This is a genomic window from Vibrio azureus (genome assembly GCF_002849855.1).
Classification (GTDB): Bacteria; Pseudomonadota; Gammaproteobacteria; order Enterobacterales; family Vibrionaceae; genus Vibrio; species Vibrio azureus.
This window is the reverse complement of sequence record NZ_CP018617.1, coordinates 921,743-941,802: the sequence shown is the minus strand read 5'-3', so window position 1 is coordinate 941,802 and position 20,060 is coordinate 921,743. Positions and strand designations below refer to the sequence as shown.

The following is a 20,060-nucleotide window of genomic DNA, read 5'->3' as shown; positions in this document are numbered from 1 at the left end:
ATCAAAAAAATCAAAAAATATGACAATGAGACAAAACATGGATTTAGAAAAGAAACGCGCATTATTGAAGAAAATGATGGCAGAAAAAGCCGCTAAAAAAGCAGTAATGCCTCAGTTGATCAAACAGCACATTCAACATGATGAACCTGTTCCTTTATCGTTTGCCCAGCAACGTTTATGGAGCGTAGACCAGATGCAAAATGGCAGTGTGGAATACAATATGCCGATTATTTTGAGGATGAAAGGTCACCTCAATACATTCGCCTTGACGCAAGCTTTGAACACGATTGTTCAAAGGCATCATATTTTACGTACCACTTATCGGATTAAAGACGGTCAGCCTGTGCAACATGTAAAAGATGAAGTGATGTTCGAGTTACCTGTTTATGAACTTTTAAGTGATGATGTAAAAGACTCAAAAACAAGACAGACCGTAATGCGCGAGCGCCTCGACTTCTTACTCAGTCAGCCTTTTGACCTTAGCTCAGATATTATGATGCGCGGAGAGTTATTGCGTTTAGGCGCCGAAGAGCATCTGTTAGTGATTATTATGCACCATATTGCCTCGGACGGTTGGTCACAAGGGATTTGGGCAGATGAGCTGTCCAAGCTTTATGATGGTTATTGTGAAGGTGAAGAAGCCCCTCTATTGCCTTTGAGTATCCAATACAAAGACTATGCACTTTGGCAGAGAGATAACCTGCAAGGAGAGGCCTTACGTCAACTAACGAATTATTGGCAACAAACCTTAAAGGGCTTGCCGACACTGCATAACTTACCGACTGATTTTCCCCGGCCTGCTGAGCAGAGCTTCCGTGGGCAACAAATAGACAGATCCTTCTCTAAATCAGGGCTGGCCGCATTATATACACTTGCCAAAGCGCATGATTCAACGTTATTTATGGTGCTGAATGCTGCATTAAGTTGTTTTTTAGCACGATATAGCGGTGAGACTGATATCGTGATTGGGACACCGATAGCCAATCGGGATCACAGTGAAACACAAGGTCTGATCGGATGTTTCCTTAATAATCTCGTTTTACGAACCGATATGTCGGAGTCTCTGTCGTTTACTGAACTTCTACAAATGTCACGCAAAAACATTTTGTCGGCATTTGAGCACCAACAGATGCCATTCGATTTATTAGTAGAAACCTTACAGCCTGAGCGCAGCTTAAGCCATCAACCGCTGTTCCAAATTATGCTGGTTCTTCAGAATAACGATGATGCTAGCTTGCGATTAAATGGGATTGATACTGAAATTGAAGTCTTCAAAGACGATTACGCAAAATTCGATTTGACCTTGGAAGTCACCGAATCTGAACAAGGCCTTACGCTGAATTGGGTGTTTGCCAAAGATTTGTTCACACCACAAAGCGTTGAACGTTTGGCAGACAGTTTTAATGTTTTGCTGGAAGGGATTGTCGCTCAACCCAATCAGAAAGTGCAGACTTTACCTTTACTGACCTCGAATCAACAAGACGGCATAGTGAATCAGTTTAATCGTAGTGAAGTCCCACTTGCACGACCTCATTGTATTCATCAATATTTTGAACAGCAGGCGAAACAGCGTCCTAATGAGTTGGCCATTGTTGTAGAAGAAACGGCACAGTACACATCACTGGTAGCGGAGAAAATGCCTGATGAAAAAATGTCGCTAACTTACGGTGAACTGAATAACAAGGCTAACCAACTTGCGCACCATTTGATTCAACTCGGAGTTAAACCAGATACGTTAGTGGGTTTGTCTGTGTCTCGTTCAGTGGATATGTTGATCGGCATGCTGGGGATTTTGAAAGCGGGTGGGGCTTATGTCGCAATCGATCCAACCAACCCGACAGAGCGCGTGCAGTACATGTTAAATGATAGCGGCATCCAATTTTTGGTAACTGAGAAAGAAACGGCTCGGCTTGCAGGAGATATTACGTCGATCAGTTTAAACGCTCCGGAGATCGGCGCAAAGTTGTCACAATACACCACGGATAACCCTGTTTTAGCTCAAGAATTGACAGCAAAAAACCTCGCATATGTTATTTATACATCGGGCTCGACTGGTCAACCGAAAGGCGTGTTGTTAGAGCACCTTGGCGCGGTGAACTTATTGCAAAGTCTCGACTCAGAGTTCGCGATAAACGAAAACAGCCGAGTCCTACAATTTGCCGCCTTGGGATTCGATGCAGCAACTTGGGAATGGATGATGGCGTTGACACAGGGAGCCTGCTTATACATTTGTAGCGACAATACTCGTGTGAATCCAGACAAGCTATCGGACTTTTTATTGGAGCATAAAGTCACACATGCGCTGATACCACCGTCTTTACTTGCACACTTGGACATGGAAAGAGAATACGCTTTCCAAGTTTTAATTGTCGGTGGAGAAGCCTGTGATCAGGCTTTAGCTTGGCAATGGGCAGAGCGCTTTCCATTATACAATGCCTATGGCCCATCAGAATGTACGGTATGCGCCACGATATCGAGAGTACAGCCACATCAAACACTTAACATTGGTTCTGCATTAGATAACCTCTCTATCTATGTTTTGGATGATGAACAGCAGATCGTGCCTATTGGTGTTGAAGGTGAGCTGCATATTGCCGGCTTAGGTTTAGCAAGAGGTTATTTAAATCAGGTTGAGTTGACTAAGGAAAAATTTTTCGATTTATCTCTTCCAAGTGGCTCAGATCTTTCAAAATTCTCCAATCCAGAAGCAAAGCGTGTTTACAAAACAGGAGATCGAGTTCGTTGGTTACCAAGTGGCGAGCTTGTTTTTGTTGGACGAAGTGATGATCAGATAAAAATTCGTGGCTTTCGTATTGAGCTTGGAGAAATAGAGAATGCTTTGAGTCGTCATCAAAGCGTCAAAGATGCGCTTGTGTTGGCTCAGTCGGCAAAAGGAAGTAAGGAAAAGCAACTGGTTGCGTGGGTTGTTGCAGAAAAAGACGCAGAAAGTTTCCTTATTTCTGAGCAAGAGCTGATAGAACAAGCGAAACTATCACTGCCTCATTATATGATCCCAAGTGTTTTCTGCTTAATGGAGGCATTGCCGTTAACGGTCAATGGTAAAGTGGATAAGAAAGCATTACCTCAGCCGGACTTGTGTTCCTCAAACGTGTATCAAGCACCAAAAACTGAAACAGAACATAAACTTGCTTCGTTGTGGTCAACGCTGCTTGCGACAGAGCAGGTAGGTCGACAGAGTAATTTCTTCTCCTTGGGTGGGCACTCTCTTTTGGCGACAAAGTTGATCACTGAGATCAAGCAGGCTTGGGAGGTGGATCTTAGCATCAGATCCATTTTTGAAACGCAAACACTCGAAGATCAAGCTGATTTAATTGATAGAGAAAGCCATGTTGATTGTCGTGCAAATCGACGTCAGATCATTGCAAATCCGAATATAGACAAAGCACCTTTATCCTTTTCACAACAAAGGCTTTGGTTCCTTGACCGTATGCACCCTGGTGGCAGTGAGTATAATATGCCAGCCGCGCTTAAACTGACTGGAAAGCTCGATATTGCTGCGTTAGAGAGTGCTCTCGCGACAGTGGTTCAACGTCATGAGGTATTAAATACTGTTTATGTTGAGTCGACTCATGCACAAGTGTCAACGAAAACACAAGCGCAGCGCACTGAATCAAGTGTGGTAAAAGGTAGGGTTCTTAAATTACAGCAGAAGGATTTAACTCACTTAACGGTTGAAGATAAATCCGAAGAAATTCATCGCCTTGTCACAGAAGAAGCGTCGAAATCTTTTGACCTAAGCCAAGATATGATGTTGCGAACTCAGTTGTTAACTCTAGACAAAGAGAACTTTGTCTTATTGATTACCATGCATCATATTGCCTCTGACGGCTGGTCAATGAATTTACTCATTAACGAGCTTTCAACGTTATATGGTGCTTTTTCACGACAAAAAGCGGCTCCATTACCTCCTTTGCCAATCCAGTACCGAGACTATGCTCTATGGCAACGTGATTGGTTGAAAGGGGATACGCTTGAACAACATCTCACTTACTGGCGTAAGCAATTGTCTTCTTTGCCTTTGGTACATAGTTTACCAGTGGACTTTGTACGACCAGCAGTACAGAAGTTTCAGGGTAATCAGATCAAGCAACAAATCGATGTAGCAACAACAAGTAAACTTAAGCAGCTTGCAGAGAACAATAATGCCACTTTATTTATGGCGATACATACTCTCTTTGCCGCGTTACTCAGCCGTTATAGTGGCGAGTCTGACATTGTTATGGGGTCGCCAATCGCCAACCGTGACCAGCTTGAAGTAAAAGATTTGATAGGCTTTTTTGCTAACACCTTAGTGCTAAGGTTGGATACGGCAGGTAACCCAAGTTTTGAACAATTGTTGAGCCACAGCAAAGAAACATTATTACAGGCTTGGGAGCATCAACATGTTCCATTCGAAATTCTTGTTGATGATCTGCAGCCTGAGCGGAGTTTAAGCTATAACCCTCTGTTCCAGATCATGCTTTCTTTAAATGATACCAATGTCAATTCGCTCAAGTTTGGTGATGTTGCGCTTTCTCCAATTGAGCAACCTAACCATACCGCACAGTTTGATCTTACGCTTGATATGAGTGAAACAGAGCATGGGTTGGCGTTGGCTTGGGAATACAATACGGAGCTCTTTTTACCGGAGACAATCTCTCGTATGTCCCAATGCTTGCAAAGACTGATCGGTGCGGTTATTGAGAGCCCAAGTGCTCCATTGAATGCCATTGAAATTCTCGCTGAAGTGGATCAACAGAAACTCAATGCTTGGTCGAATACCGCTTTTCTTGATGCCGAAGTGTTATCGGTCGAAGAACAGTTTGACTTGCAAGTAAAGCGTACACCTGACGCAACGGCCTTGGTATGGAACACGAAACGTTTGTCTTACCAAGCATTACAACATCGTGCTGATAAGCTCGCTCATCGATTGATTGAGCAAGGCGTCCAGCAAGGTGACTTGGTTGGCTTATGCTTACCGAGAGGCGTGGACTTAATTGTCTCAATACTCGCGATTTTTAAAGCAGGAGCTGCCTATTTACCACTGGACCCGGCTTATCCTAAAGCTCGCTTGGAGCATATGTTGAATGACTCTCAAGCCGATTTCATCATAACGGACACAGAGCAACTCGGACTGTTACCACCAGTGCGTGTGCCGTACATGTTGTTGGATACGCCTGAGACTATCGCGCAATTAGAGGAGCATCACATCGAGTTTACTTGCTTGCCGAGTAATCACAGTGCTCCGGCCTACGTTATTTATACCTCTGGCTCCACTGGCGTGCCTAAAGGGGTTAAAGTCAGTCGCAAAGCCGCTGCAAACCATATTGCAACCATCAATGACCACTTTAAGTTAACGTCTCAAGATCGCTGTATTTTATCTGCATCGGTCAATTTTGATGCTGCCTTTGAGCAAATTTTTCTGCCTTTGACTCTAGGCTGTGAACTGCACATTGTCTCCCTTCAAGAAATGGAGGTATCGAAATTTGATCGCTATTTAACCCAGAATGCAATCAGTGTGGCTGATTTACCTTTGGCTTATTTATCACAATATTTAACTTATCTTAACTCTCAAAAAACACTGGAGGCTAAACAACTCACAAGCTTAGAATTACTCGTTGTAGGTGGAGAGGCGATCCCTAAAGCAACCGTAGAAAGCTGTTTTGATGTGAATTTATGTCGTCGCTTTATCAATGCTTACGGTCCCACAGAAGCTTCCGTCACCAGTACTGCTTTTGAGATAACCGCAGACAACTTGGCCTCTCTGACGACAATGTTGATTGGACAAGCTTGTGGTCCTCGTCAACTTTATGTTGTTAACCCATTAATGCAACGTGTGCCTGTTGGTGCTGTTGGAGAATTGTTAATCGGTGGTGATTGTTTGGCTGATGGTTATTTGCATCGTGACACGTTAACCGAAGAGCGCTTTATTGATGACCATTTGAGTCAAAAGCCAGGCGCCAAATTATATCGAACCGGTGATCTGGTCAGGTATCATCAGGATGGGCAATTAGAGTTTGTTGGGCGTATCGATGACCAAGTTAAGTTGAGAGGCTTTCGTATCGAGCTGGGTGAGATTGAAACAGTATTGATGCAGCATGAGGCCGTCATTCAAGCGGTGGTGATGATAAAGAAAACAGAGCAAGGCATTGATCAGTTGATTGCCTATCTGGTCACCAAATTGGGTCTAGAGTCAGAACTCCAACACAATTTGAGTGAATATTTGAGTAAGACATTGCCTGACCACATGATCCCCGCGATCTTTATGTCTCTGAATGAATTGCCTCTAACTGCGGCAGGTAAGATCAACAGACAAGCCTTATTGGATATTAAACTCACATTACTCAACAGCGATGAGCCACCTAAATCTGAAACCGAGCAGCGTTTGGCGTCTATTTGGTGCCAATTACTTTCATGCCAAAGTGTCTGTAGAGACAGTCACTTTTTTGCGCTTGGAGGACATTCACTGTTGGCGGTTGGTTTAATTTCTCAGGTGCGTGATGCTTGGCAAGTTGAACTCAGCCTAAAAGCGATTTTTGAGCTAAAAACGTTAAAAGGGATAGCCAGCCAGATCGATAATCAATTGGCTCGAAGTGGCAGTAAGGATTTCATGGATCTTCATGTGATGCCTCTTAACAAGGCTCCACAAGATGCGTTACTTCCGGTATCTTTTGCCCAGCAGCGCTTGTGGTTCATTGCCCAGCTAGAACCCAACGGCTATGAATATAATATGCCAGAAGCGTTTTACGTGAATGGTAGATTAGAGGTTGCTGCATTTACACGTGCATTGAACAGCGTGGTTGAGCGTCACCAAATATTGCGCACGGTTTACCGAGTCAAAGATCAGAACGTCTATCAAAGCGTTTTACAAGATTTCGATTCCGTTCTCGAGCTGATTGATATATCGGAGTACTCGCACACTGAACAGCAGGTGATGTTAGAAAACCTTGTTGAACAGGAAGCCATCACACCGTTCAATCTTAGCAAAGATCTAATGCTAAGAGCTAAGTTGGTTAAGCTCAAAAAAGAGGGCGTAGAAACGGAAGGGCCACACAATGCATTTTTGATTACGCAGCACCATATCGCCTCTGATGGTTGGTCAACCAGTGTACTTATTTCAGAATTATCATCAGCCTATCATAGGTTTTTAACCACTGAACCAACACCTTTGTTGCCACTGGAATATCAATACAGTGATTATGCTTATTCACAACGTGCTTGGCTTGAAGGTGAACGACTTGAACGCCATTTAGATTATTGGCTGCAACAATTAGCAGACTTGCCTCCAGTGCATCATTTGCCATTGGACAAAGCACGGCCTTCGATTCAAAGCTTCCAAGGGGCTGAACTGGCTCAGACTTTAAGTCCAGAACTATCCCGTCTGATTTTAACGTTAGCGCAACATAATGAAGCCAGTTTATTTATGGTACTCAAAGCCGCGTTTTCGTTATTGCTCAGCCGTTACAGTGGTGAAACGGATATTGTGATTGGGACGCCAGTTGCCAATCGAGAGCAAGTTGAACTTGAGCCTATTATTGGCTTTTTTGTCAATACCTTGGTGATGAGAACGCAAGTGGATCATCAACAAAGCTTTACTCAACTTTTAGCTCAATGTCGCGACAATACCTTAGCTGGTTTACAGCATCAGCAGGCACCGTTTGAAACACTCGTAGAACGATTACAGCCAGAACGTAGCTTGAGTTACAACCCATTATTCCAAATCATGTTGTCTGTAGAAAATAATCGTCAGTCTGATTTTAATTTGGATGGTCTAGAGTTTGAGTCTATTGAGCAAGAATATTCAACCTCTCAGTTTGATCTCAGTTTGAATGTGGTCGAATCTGAACAAGGGATTCAATTGCATTGGGAATACTCAACCGATTTATTTGAGCACTCAAGTATGACTCGAATGGCGGAACATTTTGATCAACTGCTTCATCAAATTGTTCATCGTCCAAACGATAAAATGAGCGATATCTCCATCTTATCATCGGATGAAAGAACTAAGATCCTCAATGATTTCAATGGTAAGACCGTCACTTATCATGGTGAGCCTTGCGTTCATTATCGATTTGAATCTCAGGTGCAACGCTGCCCAGATGCGATGGCGGTTATCGGGGACAATCACAGTCTGAGCTACGCCGAATTAAATGCCAAAGCTAACCAGTTAGCGCACTATTTACGCGAGTCTGGCGTGGCAAGAGGAGACTTGGTGGGTATTTATGCTCAGCGTTCACCTGAGTTTTTGGTCGCTATTCTAGCGATAATGAAAGCCGGAGGGGCGTATATTCCGTTTGATCCCGTGAACCCAATTTCGCGCATTGATTACATGCTCACAGACTCGGGTGTCTCGGTGCTGTTGACGGAAAACGAGTTGCTTGAACATTTGAAAGATAATCTAGAAACGCCATTGGCTTGTAAAGCATTGCGATTGGATTGTGATTTATCTTCTTTAGAAACCTACAGTACAGAGAACCCGGTTTGGTGTAATGAATCTGATGATTTGGCCTACATGATTTATACCTCCGGTTCCACCGGGCAACCTAAAGGCGCACTTGTTCATCATGCGGGCGCGCTCAATCATATTGATGCCGAGTTTGATGTGCTGGACTTTATCGATGAAAATCACCAATTGATGGCGAAGAACTTCTTGCAAAGCGCTGCTTCTTCATCGGATGTCTCGGTGTGGCAGTTCCTCGCGCCATTGATGTGTGGCGGGCAGACGGTCATTCTGGATGATATGACTGATATACCAAAATTAGTGCGATTACTACAACAGCATCAAGTGCATTTGATGCAAGCTGCTCCTGTGGTGTTGCAGTTACTTGTCGACCATTTAGAAACATTGCCACCGAGTGAGAGAGCCTTACCAGATTTAGAGTGGATGATGGCCATCGCAGAGGCTGCGCCAGTGCCATTATTAAACCAATGGTTAGCGTTGAACCCTCAAATCCCGATCATGAACGGTTATGGGCCAAGTGAAGCATCTGATGACATTACAGAGTACGTTATCCGTACGCCATTACCCGCAAACACACCGAGTGTACCGATTGGGCGGCCGATCCCTAATTTAACCATGTACGTATTGGACAAAGGGCTTCAGCTACAGCCGATTGGTGTGCCAGGTGAGCTGTGTGTATCTGGTGTTGGTGTCGGTAAAGGGTATTGGAATAAGCCGGAGCGGACCGCAAGCAGTTTTGTCGTTAACCCTTATCATGATGAGCCGGATAATCAAGTGCATGGTGATACCTTATATCGCACCGGAGACTTAGGGCGCTGGTTACCTGATGGCACGCTAGAGTTTATGGGCAGGATTGATAACCAAGTCAAAGTCCGAGGGTTCAGGGTTGAACTCGGTGAAGTCGAGGCCAGTCTGGCTAAACTGGATAATGTCGGGGAATGTGCGGTTGTCATACGCCGTGATCAACAAGGCCAAAATGCGCTCGCGGCTTATTTGGTGGCGAAACAACAACCTTATCCGACAACGGCAGAGTTGCGTCAAGGACTGCAACGTTCGTTGCCCGATTATATGGTGCCAAATAGTTTTACCGTTTTAGACAAGATGCCTTTAAACGCGGCGGATAAAATTGATCGCCGTGCCTTACCAGAGCCTAACTGGCAAGCTGATAGTGAATATCAACAACCGAAAGGGGAATTAGAGCAGTATTTAGCGACGCTCTGGAGTGAGTTGCTGCAGTTAGAACAGGTCAGTGCGAACGCCAACTTCTTCGATTGTGGTGGGCACTCGCTGTTAGTGGCTCGTTTGGTGGCACAGATACGAGCAGATAGACACATCGATGTACCCGTAAAAGCGGTTTTTGAAGCACCAACATTAGCGCAACTTGCGTTAATTCTCTCTGCTTCAATTAAATCTGCTTCAACTCAATCTGCTTCAACTCAATCTGCTGCATTTAAGACACAGACACCTGAAATTGTATCCGTCGTAAGCGATGCTCAGGTGCCTTTATCGTTTGCTCAACAAAGAATGTGGTTTATTCACCAATCAGATCCAGAAGGTTGTGAGTATAATATGCCCGCAGCATACAGAGTGGAGGGCGCCTTAAATATTCAAGCTCTTGAACAAGCATTTTCAACGATAATTGCACGACATCATGTGTTGCATACTTGTTTTGAGTTGGACGATGGAGAAGCAAAGGCTCAGCGACGACAAGATATTAAGTTTACTCTTCCTGTCATTGATTTGAGCGAGTTATCAGAACCCGAGCAGTCATTACAAGTCCAAGCGTTAGTCCATCAAGAAATGTCACAAGCTTTTGATTTGAGTCAGGACTTAATGCTGCGCGCACAGGTACTGCATTTGGCAGAAACGCGCCATGTTCTATTGCTCACGCTACATCATATTGCTTCTGATGGATGGTCAGAAGGTGTGATGGTCAATGAGCTGTCGGAGATATATGCGAGTACAGTAAGAGGTGAGCCTAATGGACTCGCACCGCTAGCGATTCAATATAGTGATTATGCGCACTGGCAAAGAAACTGGCTGGCTAACAACCTTGATCGTCATCTCGAATATTGGATGACTCAGTTGGCGGATTTACCGCCTACGCACAGTTTACCTTTGGATCACCAACGCCCAAATAATTCGAGCTTTAAAGGCGCGCAGTTTACTTGTCAGATTGATAAAAACTTGACGTCAGAGCTCAACCAATTGGCCCGAAGCAATCAAGCTACATTATTTATGGTGCTTAATGCGGCATTTTCTGCACTGCTCAATCGTTACAGTGGAGAGAGTGATATTGTTATAGGTTCCCCAATCGCGAATAGAGAGCAAAATGAAATCGCACCACTGATCGGATGCTTTATCAATACGGTGGTATTGCGTGCGGATTTGTCTGAAGACTTGAGCTTTACTGAGTTGTTACAACAAAGTCGTGAACGGGTCCTCGCTGCTTTTGAACATCAACAACTGCCGTTTGAGTTATTGGTCGATAAACTTCAACCAGAACGCAGTTTTAACTATAACCCGCTGTTTCAGGTCATGCTTTCCTTAGATAATAATTCAGATAGCACTTTGTCATTCTCTGATCTTAATTTGACACCGGTTGAGCAAGAATTCACTACGACTCAGTTTGATCTTAGCTTGGACATCAGTGAGAACCAGAACGGTCTGACGTTGGTCTGGGATTATGCTGCGGATTTGTTTGATCGAATAACGATTGAGAGAATGGCTGAACATTTTGATCAACTGCTTCATCAAATTGTTCATCGTCCAAACGATAAAATGAGCGATATCTCCATTTTATCATCGGATGAAAGAACCAAGATCCTCAATGATTTCAATGGTAAGACCGTCACTTATCATGGTGAGCCTTGCGTTCATTATCGATTTGAATCTCAGGTGCAACGCTGCCCAGATGCGATGGCGGTTATCGGGGACAATCACAGTCTGAGCTACGCCGAATTAAATGCCAAAGCTAACCAGTTAGCGCACTATTTACGCGAGTCTGGCGTGGCAAGAGGAGACTTGGTGGGTATTTATGCTCAGCGTTCACCTGAGTTTTTGGTCGCTATTCTAGCGATAATGAAAGCCGGAGGGGCGTATATTCCGTTTGATCCCGTGAACCCAATTTCGCGCATTGATTACATGCTCACAGACTCGGGTGTCTCGGTGCTGTTGACGGAAAACGAGTTGCTTGAACATTTGAAAGATAATCTAGAAACGCCATTGGCTTGTAAAGCATTGCGATTGGATTGTGATTTATCTTCTTTAGAAACCTACAGTACAGAGAACCCGGTTTGGTGTAATGAATCTGATGATTTGGCCTACATGATTTATACCTCCGGTTCCACCGGGCAACCTAAAGGCGCACTTGTTCATCATGCGGGCGCGCTCAATCATATTGATGCCGAGTTTGATGTGTTGGACTTTATCGATGAAAACCACCAATTGATGGCGAAGAACTTCTTGCAAAGCGCTGCTTCTTCATCGGATGTCTCGGTGTGGCAGTTCCTCGCACCATTGATGTGTGGCGGGCAGACGGTCATTCTGGATGATATGACTGATATACCTAAATTAGTGCGATTACTACAACAGCATCAAGTGCATTTGATGCAAGCTGCTCCTGTGGTGTTGCAGTTACTTGTCGACCATTTAGAAACATTGCCACCGAGTGAGAGAGCCTTACCAGATTTAGAGTGGATGATGGCCATCGCAGAGGCTGCGCCAGTGCCATTATTAAACCAATGGTTAGCGTTGAACCCTCAAATCCCGATCATGAACGGTTATGGGCCAAGTGAAGCATCTGATGACATTACAGAGTACGTTATCCGTACGCCATTACCCGCAAACACACCGAGTGTACCGATTGGGCGGCCGATCCCTAATTTAACCATGTACGTATTGGACAAAGGGCTTCAGCTACAGCCGATTGGTGTGCCAGGTGAGCTGTGTGTATCTGGTGTTGGTGTCGGTAAAGGGTATTGGAATAAGCCGGAGCGGACCGCAAGCAGTTTTGTCGTTAACCCTTATTATGATGAGCCGGATAATCAAGTGCATGGTGATACCTTATATCGCACTGGAGACTTAGGGCGCTGGTTACCTGATGGCACGCTAGAGTTTATGGGCAGGATTGATAACCAAGTCAAAGTCCGAGGGTTCAGGGTTGAACTCGGTGAAGTCGAGGCCAGTCTGGCTAAACTGGATAATGTCGGGGAATGTGCGGTTGTCATACGCCGTGATCAACAAGGCCAAAATGCGCTCGCGGCTTATTTGGTGGCGAAACAACAACCTTATCCGACAACGGCAGAGCTGCGTCAAGGACTGCAACGTTCGTTGCCCGATTATATGGTGCCAAATAGTTTTACCGTTTTAGATAAGATGCCTTTAAACGCGGCGGATAAAATTGATCGCCGTGCTTTACCAGAGCCTAACTGGCAAGCAGAGAGTGAATATCTCGCACCAGAAAGTGGCACTGAAAAGCGCCTGGCTAATATTTGGTGTGAACTCCTTGGACTGGAGAGAGTCAGTAAGCATGCTAATTTCTTCACTAGCGGTGGCCATTCTATTTTGACGGTAAAATTGCTGACTCATATTAAACGCCACTTTAATTGTAACCTTCAAATCAAAGATATTTTTGAAGCGGATACACTTACAGATTTAGCAGCAAGGTTAGAGTCGACACCGAATGAAAATAATCATCAGCTGATGGTGAAATTGAACTCTGCTGCAAGCAAGGATGCACCTAAGGTATTTTGTGTACCAGCAGCCGGGGGACTAGCCGTTGCTTATTTAGATCTCGCTCAATGTGCAGGTTCAAAATTTGACGTTAATGCGTTTGATCATAAAGGCATTCTTACTGAAGAAATACCTCATAACTCTATTGAAGAAATGGTCGTGGCATTTACAGCTGAAATACGTAAGGAACAAGGATGTGGTCCATATTTTATCCTTGGTCATTCTTCAGGTGGACAAATTGCCTATGAAGTCGCAATTGCACTACAAAATCAAGGGCAGCAGGCGATCACCATTCTCCTCGATAGTTTTATTCGTCCTATAGGTGAAGATTACTCAGAGGTAAGTGACGGTGTAACCCATGGTGACAGCGTAACATCAAGTGATAAAGACGATATCGCTGAAATTGTTGAGCTTTTCTTAAATCGTGGAAAAAGTTCAAAAGTGGGTGATACAACGACTGATGAACTGTTAAAACAATTCTTTGACGATAAAGCCATGACACAGCGTTTCATTGATATTGGTCGTCGTCATGACGCGATGTCAGATGCGTATCAGCCCAGTGCTTCTTCCATCAATGATGTTGTTATGATTTATGCGGCTGACGAAATTGATAAAAGAAAAGAAAGGGAAAATAGACACTTATTAACGACTGGAGAGGCATATACTTACACAGCCTTCGGCGATCACAATACCATGTTGCTTGATCAAGGAGCAGCTGAAATCGCTTTAGTAATAGAACATACTTTGAAAAATTATGCAGACTAATTTATTCATTCTTCAACGTGCGCGTGTAAGAAAAATAATATTTCTATAGATTGAAATGATATAGGCCGTAAAGTTTATTGGTAATGACTTTACGGCCTATTTTTTTCAAATTTTCATTTCTCATCTCTTTTGATATTATTATCACAAAAGAGATGCTTTACCCCTTCGTAAATTCACAGATAATTTTTCTATTGGGTATAACTTCTTGTTTAAGTCATTACTAATGGAACCACTCATGCCTAAATTTTGGATTATTTTAGCTTTAACTGTCAGCCTAGTTGGTATGGGATCTTATACTTATCTTTCCTCGCCTCATGAAGAAAGTGTATTTAAAACTATTAAAGTTCAAAAGGGCACAATCGAGAGACAGGCTATTGCAGTTGGTTTTATCGTTCCCGCACACTCCGTTTCAATTAAATCTCAAATTGATGGTATTGTCGGTGATGTTTATGTCGAAGTCGGTCAGAAAGTCGAGCAAGGGCAAGCTTTAATTAAGGTACGTCCAAATCCTACACCTCAATCACTGACTGATGCTTCAACGGATTTAATGAGGAGTGAAGCGGAACTTGAGTCTGCAAAGCAAAAACTCCACAACCTAGAAGGCCTAGTACAGCAGGGGATCATTCCTGCCAACTACGATGAATATGTCACTGCTCTGGCTCGAGTCAAATCAGAAAAGGCGAATGTTTTACAAAAGAAACAGAACTTAGCGCTGATTCGTAGTGGTGAAGCATCTGTGGGAGAAGCTCACTTAACTTCAACCATTTATGCTCCAATCGATGGTACGGTTCTCAATCAAAAAGTGGAAGTCGGTGAGCCCATTATTTCGACTCAATCTAGTCAAGCCGCAACAGAGATGATGTCGTTAGCGAATATGAATCATTTGATTTTTAAAGGGAGTGTGAGTGAGCAAGATGTCGCACTTCTATCTCCAGACATGCCTGTTTTACTGTCCGTTGCGCCTTATCCTGATCAGAAGCTCACTGGCGTGTTAAGTAAAGTCGCCATCCAGTCGGAGACCCTCAATTCACCAGAGGATGCGAGCTCAGCAAAAAGTTTTGAAAATGGTTTTGAGGTGGAAGTCGAACAATTAACCATCCCTGAAGGGATTAAATTACGCTCTGGTTTCTCCTCTACTGCCGAAATTACTCTGCAGCAGTCTATTGATGTCTTAACGGTTCCAGAGAGAGCACTCCAATTTGATGGTGAGACCTCATATGTGCTGATTCCGGACAACTCACAATCAGGTTTTTATAAGAAAGAGGTGCAATTAGGCTTGTCTGATGGCATCAAAGTAGAAGTGATATCAGGTTTGGAACTCAATGAAACCATTATTGATAGCAGCATGACGGGTACTCATACCAATGATTAAACAGTCTATCTTAGCTTTGTACAGTTTCTTAGTGATAATGATGGTGTCATTGAGTACTTCTAGCTTTGCCTTATCGCTTGAAGAGGCATGGAAGGGTGCGGAGGTAACGGATCCTTCATATCAAAAATCATTGCTCGGTGTTAAACGGGGTGAAGTGGTTGTTCAACAGTACCAAAGTAATCTGTTACCTAACGTTCAAGTGTCGGCATCTGAAAATTGGAGTGAATCAGGTGGTGACTCTAATCGTTATGGTATTTCTCTTAGCCAAAATATTTGGGATAGTAATCTGTGGTCAGAGCTGGACCATGCCAAAGCTCAATATTTGCAATCTAAATTAGAATTAGTACAGGCTCAAAATAATTTAGCTTTGAAGGTGATTCAGGCTTATCTGGATGTTGCAAGTGCACAAAGTAGTTTGGAATTAGCAAAAACCAAACTGCGAGATGGCAAGAAATTACACGAGATTATCAAAGCCCGCTTTCTTGCTGGTAAAATAAAATCGGTGGATGTAGAAGAAAGTAATGCAACGCTCCTTGCGAGTCAGAATAATGTGCTTACAGCAGAAGCGGATTTAATAATCAAACATACAGAGCTTTCTTCTTTAATGAATCAGGACTTTGAAAAAGTAAATCTGATACGAACCAATATTGATAAGCCACCTGCTATGATGGTTGAAAAACAAGAAGCTTGGTTGAAACTTGCTAAAGACAACAGCCCAGAGCTTTTGGTCGCAATACAAAAAGTAAAAGCCAGTAAAATCGCCAAAGAATCAGCAGAGAGTGGGTACTACCCTAAAGTTACAGGTAACCTTGGGTATAATGACAGCGCTCTTCAAGATCATGGAGAATTGAATGCGGGGGTCAGTTTAAATTTACCCCTCGATTTAAATGGCTCCATGGCTGCACGAGTTGATGAAGCATCATTGAACCTATTAATAGCTAAGCAAAGTTTACGAGAAGTGGAAATTAACATCAAAAAGCGTGTTATGCAGGCTTATTCTCAGGTAGGCCTAAACTGGAGTCAGGTATTGGTTGCCTATGAACTTGTAAAATCGCGAGAGAAGGTGCTGAACAGTAAAAATACGTTATACAAAGCTGGGCGTCTTGAACTTTCTGATGTGATTAATGCACATGATCGTTTCTATGAAGCAAAAAATAGCTTACAAATAAACTTGAACCGTTACTGGCGTGAAAGAGTTAATCTACTCAATACAGTGGGTAAGCTCGATGAACAAGCTATCCAGTTGCTTACAATGGCTTTCCAATGATGAACGCTTTGTTGCAACAAACGCTGAAAACATTGTTTGCATATCGTGTCAAAAGCGTACTAGCTATTATTGCGATTACCTGGGGTGTTTTATCAGTATTGGTGCTACTGGCTATTGGTGAAGGTTTTTATCGTCATCAAAGCAAAGCGTTTTCTGTCATGATAAGTGATGCCCAACTTGTTTTTCCTTCAACGACCAGTAAAACGTGGCAAGGCCTACCTGAGAAGCGCCGTATCAATTTTTCTCAACAACATTTAAACCAACTCGAACAATCGGGACTTGTCCAACAGGTATCGGCGGTTTATAGCCAAACAGACAGTCAGATTACAAACAAGAAAGGGCTAAAGTTTGCTCGACGTATAAGTGGTATCGATTCTAATTACTTCCCCTTGATGCAAAGTCAATTAAAAGCCGGTTCGCGTAATATTTCACCGACGGATATATTAAATCGTACTCGAGTTGCAATATTAGGGAATCAAATTGCAGCTATGGGACAAGTTGAGATAAACGATCAAATACACATTAACCATGTCCCATTTCGTGTGATTGGTATCATAAGCAATAAAAATACAGGCTATTCATTTGGGGCCAGCCGGGCGGTATTTATTCCTAACACTACCTATCTTAGTATGTGGGATAATCCACCTTGGATGTTATTACTCGTGCCTTACAACCCCAGTAATATCCCTCTTTTTCAGAAAAATATAGTGCAGTTTTTAGCAAAGATACTTCATTTTGACCCCAGTGATCGAGAAGCGATTCGTCAGCCAGACTTGGCCGGAAGTTCTGCGATTTTCAAAAGTATTTTGCGGGGTATTCAACTTTTCCTTGGAGTAAGCGGTGCGATGACTTTAGCCGTCGGTGCACTGGGCGTGGCGAATATTATGTTTTTGTCTGTCACTGACAGAACACGAGAAGTTGGAGTAAGGCTCGCGATAGGGGCTACACCAAGACTGATTCTCGCTCAATTTTTACTCGAAGGGCTGATTTTGGTTGCTGTTGGGGCATTAACGGGATTATTACTGGCTTACGCTGCGGTCTTATTATTGACGCAGATAAGTCTACCAGAGTGGTCTGGAACACCAGTCATTACATTTGGGGCGATTGCACAATCTTTGATTTTAACATCATTACTGGCTTTGCTGGCCGCGTATTTTCCTGCTCGAAGAGCTTCGCGTCTTACCCCTGTCATTGCATTAGGCGCAAGAGGATAAATCGTTATGTTGCTCCCAATGAGACAAATTTTTCAAGAAATGGCCGCAGAGAAACTACGCTTGGGATTGACCATTTTGGCGGTTGCTTGGGCCACGGTAAGCATTTCCGTAATGTTAGCGGTTGGGGAAGGTATTCGGCAAGGAGTATTAACCACCGTAAAAAACGGTAATGGTAATCTTATGCACCTAACAAGCGGTATGGTCAGTATTAATCATGGGTCTGCACATCAAGGAAAAAAAATTAAATTGTTAATGAGTGATGTAAAGGTTCTGAGTGAGTTACCAGGCATTGCCCAAGTCGCGCCTTCAGCTAACTGGGAAGAACGCATCACATTCGGCGATAGAACAACATGGAAAACGCCGCTCGCTGTGCCAATAAATTACCAAGAGATGACGCACCTAAAATTATTAGCTGGCAGCCGCTGGTTTAATCCACATGACATGAAACAAAAACGGAAAGTCATGGTGATTGGCTATTTATTAGCGACGAGCTTATTTAATTCAGAAAGCGACTTTAACTGGTTTAAAACAGAATCCTTGCAGACTGATCCTGTAGGCAAAAAAGTGAAAATTGGTGATGAAGAATTCACGATAATTGGTATTTTGCAGAAGAATAGCGGCAAAATTGAGCAAGGGTATGATATTAACTATTCGAGTTTTGTCCCACTCACCACATGGCAACGTTTTCATATTAATGGCGATCTTTCTGCAATAAATATCAATCCTACAGAGGATACGAATCGTCTTGAATTGGCAAAGAAAATACGCCAAACCATAGCACGTAAGAATGGAGCAAGTGTTTTGGACCGACGGGTAGTTCAAGTTGAAGATATGCTATTAAAGCAAGAAAGTATGCGGTCATTCTTGGTTGGTTTACAAGGTTTCCTTGGGATTATAGGTTTTATTACATTAGCGGTTGCAGGGATAGGTATTGCGAACGTGATGTACGCAACGGTTAAAAGAGCCACGCGTGATATTGGATTAAGAATGGCTGTAGGTGCGACACCAACGGCCATTCGGCTGCATTATTTACTCCAATCTATTATGACAATGGCACTGGGAGGCTTAATTGGCCTCGGCATCACTTACTTTCTTGTGTCCGCTATTCAGTCAGTCAATCTAGATGGCAACATGCTTTACGAGCGGATAGGAAAACCGGTACCCGAATTATCGTGGTTCGTGGTCTTTATCGTCATCATTACTCTGACACTTATTGGTATTGTTTCAGCATGGCTTCCAGCAAATCGGGCGGCGAAAGTGAGTCCTTTAGATGCATTACAAAGTGATTAACCACATTGGAGACACATATGACATCACGTCCATTGGTTAAAATGACCAATATTTGTAAATATTATTCGAGTGGTGAGACTGAAGTCCGAGCGCTGGATGGGGTCGACCTGACAATTCAACATGGTGAGTTTGTGTCCATTTTAGGCCCGTCAGGTTCAGGTAAATCAACCTTAATGAATATGCTTGGCTGCTTGGACAACCCGACGCAAGGTGATTATTTATTGGATGGTCAAAATGTAGCAAAGCTTGACTCAAATGAACTTGCTCGAATCCGTAATCAACAAATTGGTTTTGTTTTTCAAAGTTTCAATTTATTGGATTACGCGTCAGCACTAGATAATGTCGCCTTACCTTTGGTTTATTCCGGTATTAAAGCCAATATTCGACGACAAAAGGCGGCTGAAGCATTAAACCAAGTTGGGCTAGGGGACAGACTCGAGCATAAGCCTAATCAACTGTCTGGAGGGCAAAAGCAAAGGGTAGCCATCGCAAGAGCACTCGTTAATGATCCACAGATTATCTTTGCTGATGAGCCAACAGGAGCTTTAGACTCAAAGTCAGGTGCTGAAATCGAAGCCTTGTTTCATCAACTTCACGAACAAGGAAGAACGTTAATCATGGTGACTCACGATAATGCCTTAGCTCAACGAACAAGAAGAATTATTACCATTAAAGACGGTAAAAAGGTATCTGATCTAAGTAAAAAATAAGCGCTGTTGAAAAGGTACTGACTAATCCTGAGCAAAACTAATGGATCTTAGTTTTCAAAGTTTATTGGTATTGTTCGTATTACTAAGCTGGTTTACATCATCCATCCTAAGCCAGCTTAGTTTTTACTTACGCCGTGCTTTACGTAAACTAAAAAGCCCAGCGAAGAGCACGACAAGGTAAACCCCAAGAATAAATTCATAAACATCGTGTATCCAATCCATTGGCTCTTCCCTTTACTAAAATGAT

Annotated in this window: 6 protein-coding genes; all 6 read left to right on the top strand. The window is 43.2% G+C overall.

Translation table 11 applies throughout. From position 1 onward, the window contains the following. Positions 1-37: 37 nt before the first annotated feature. The 6 genes from BS333_RS17940 (at position 38) to BS333_RS17915 (ending at position 19,813) form a co-directional block, all read left to right on the top strand. Positions 38-13,960 (top strand): non-ribosomal peptide synthetase, encoded by a 13,923-nt coding sequence (locus BS333_RS17940; protein ID WP_158297085.1) that lies wholly within the window; start codon positions 38-40, stop codon positions 13,958-13,960. Between the two features lie 235 nt (positions 13,961-14,195). Beyond that, the gene (locus BS333_RS17935; protein WP_021711740.1) at positions 14,196-15,332 is read left to right on the top strand and encodes an efflux RND transporter periplasmic adaptor subunit; all 1,137 of its coding nucleotides are present in this window, start codon (positions 14,196-14,198) and stop codon (positions 15,330-15,332) included. After that, positions 15,325-16,599 carry a TolC family protein gene (locus tag BS333_RS17930; protein ID WP_021711739.1) on the top strand — a complete coding sequence of 425 codons (1,275 nt, stop codon included), beginning with the start codon at positions 15,325-15,327 and terminating at the stop codon, positions 16,597-16,599. Before BS333_RS17935 ends, BS333_RS17930 begins: the two co-directional genes overlap by 8 nt. Next, the gene (locus BS333_RS17925) at positions 16,599-17,813 is read left to right on the top strand and encodes an ABC transporter permease (protein WP_033004497.1); all 1,215 of its coding nucleotides are present in this window, start codon (positions 16,599-16,601) and stop codon (positions 17,811-17,813) included. The genes BS333_RS17930 and BS333_RS17925 overlap by 1 nt, the downstream gene beginning before the upstream one ends. Positions 17,814-17,819: 6 nt before the next feature. Next, positions 17,820-19,103 (top strand): ABC transporter permease, encoded by a 1,284-nt coding sequence (locus tag BS333_RS17920; RefSeq protein ID WP_021711737.1) that lies wholly within the window; start codon positions 17,820-17,822, stop codon positions 19,101-19,103. Between the two features lie 17 nt (positions 19,104-19,120). Then, on the top strand, positions 19,121-19,813 hold the full coding sequence (locus tag BS333_RS17915; protein WP_021711736.1) for an ABC transporter ATP-binding protein: 693 nt from the start codon (positions 19,121-19,123) through the stop codon (positions 19,811-19,813). Positions 19,814-20,060: the final 247 nt, after the last annotated feature.

Excerpts from the sequence above, each read along its gene's own strand:
- BS333_RS17940 (WP_158297085.1), top strand. The coding sequence starts at position 38 with ATGGATTTAGAAAAGAAACGCGCATTATTGAAGAAAATGATGGCAGAA.
- BS333_RS17925 (WP_033004497.1), top strand. The coding sequence starts at position 16,599 with ATGAACGCTTTGTTGCAACAAACGCTGAAAACATTGTTTGCATATCGT.
- BS333_RS17915 (WP_021711736.1), top strand. The coding sequence starts at position 19,121 with ATGACATCACGTCCATTGGTTAAAATGACCAATATTTGTAAATATTAT.
- BS333_RS17935 (WP_021711740.1), top strand. The coding sequence starts at position 14,196 with ATGCCTAAATTTTGGATTATTTTAGCTTTAACTGTCAGCCTAGTTGGT.
- BS333_RS17930 (WP_021711739.1), top strand. The coding sequence starts at position 15,325 with ATGATTAAACAGTCTATCTTAGCTTTGTACAGTTTCTTAGTGATAATG.
- BS333_RS17920 (WP_021711737.1), top strand. The coding sequence starts at position 17,820 with ATGTTGCTCCCAATGAGACAAATTTTTCAAGAAATGGCCGCAGAGAAA.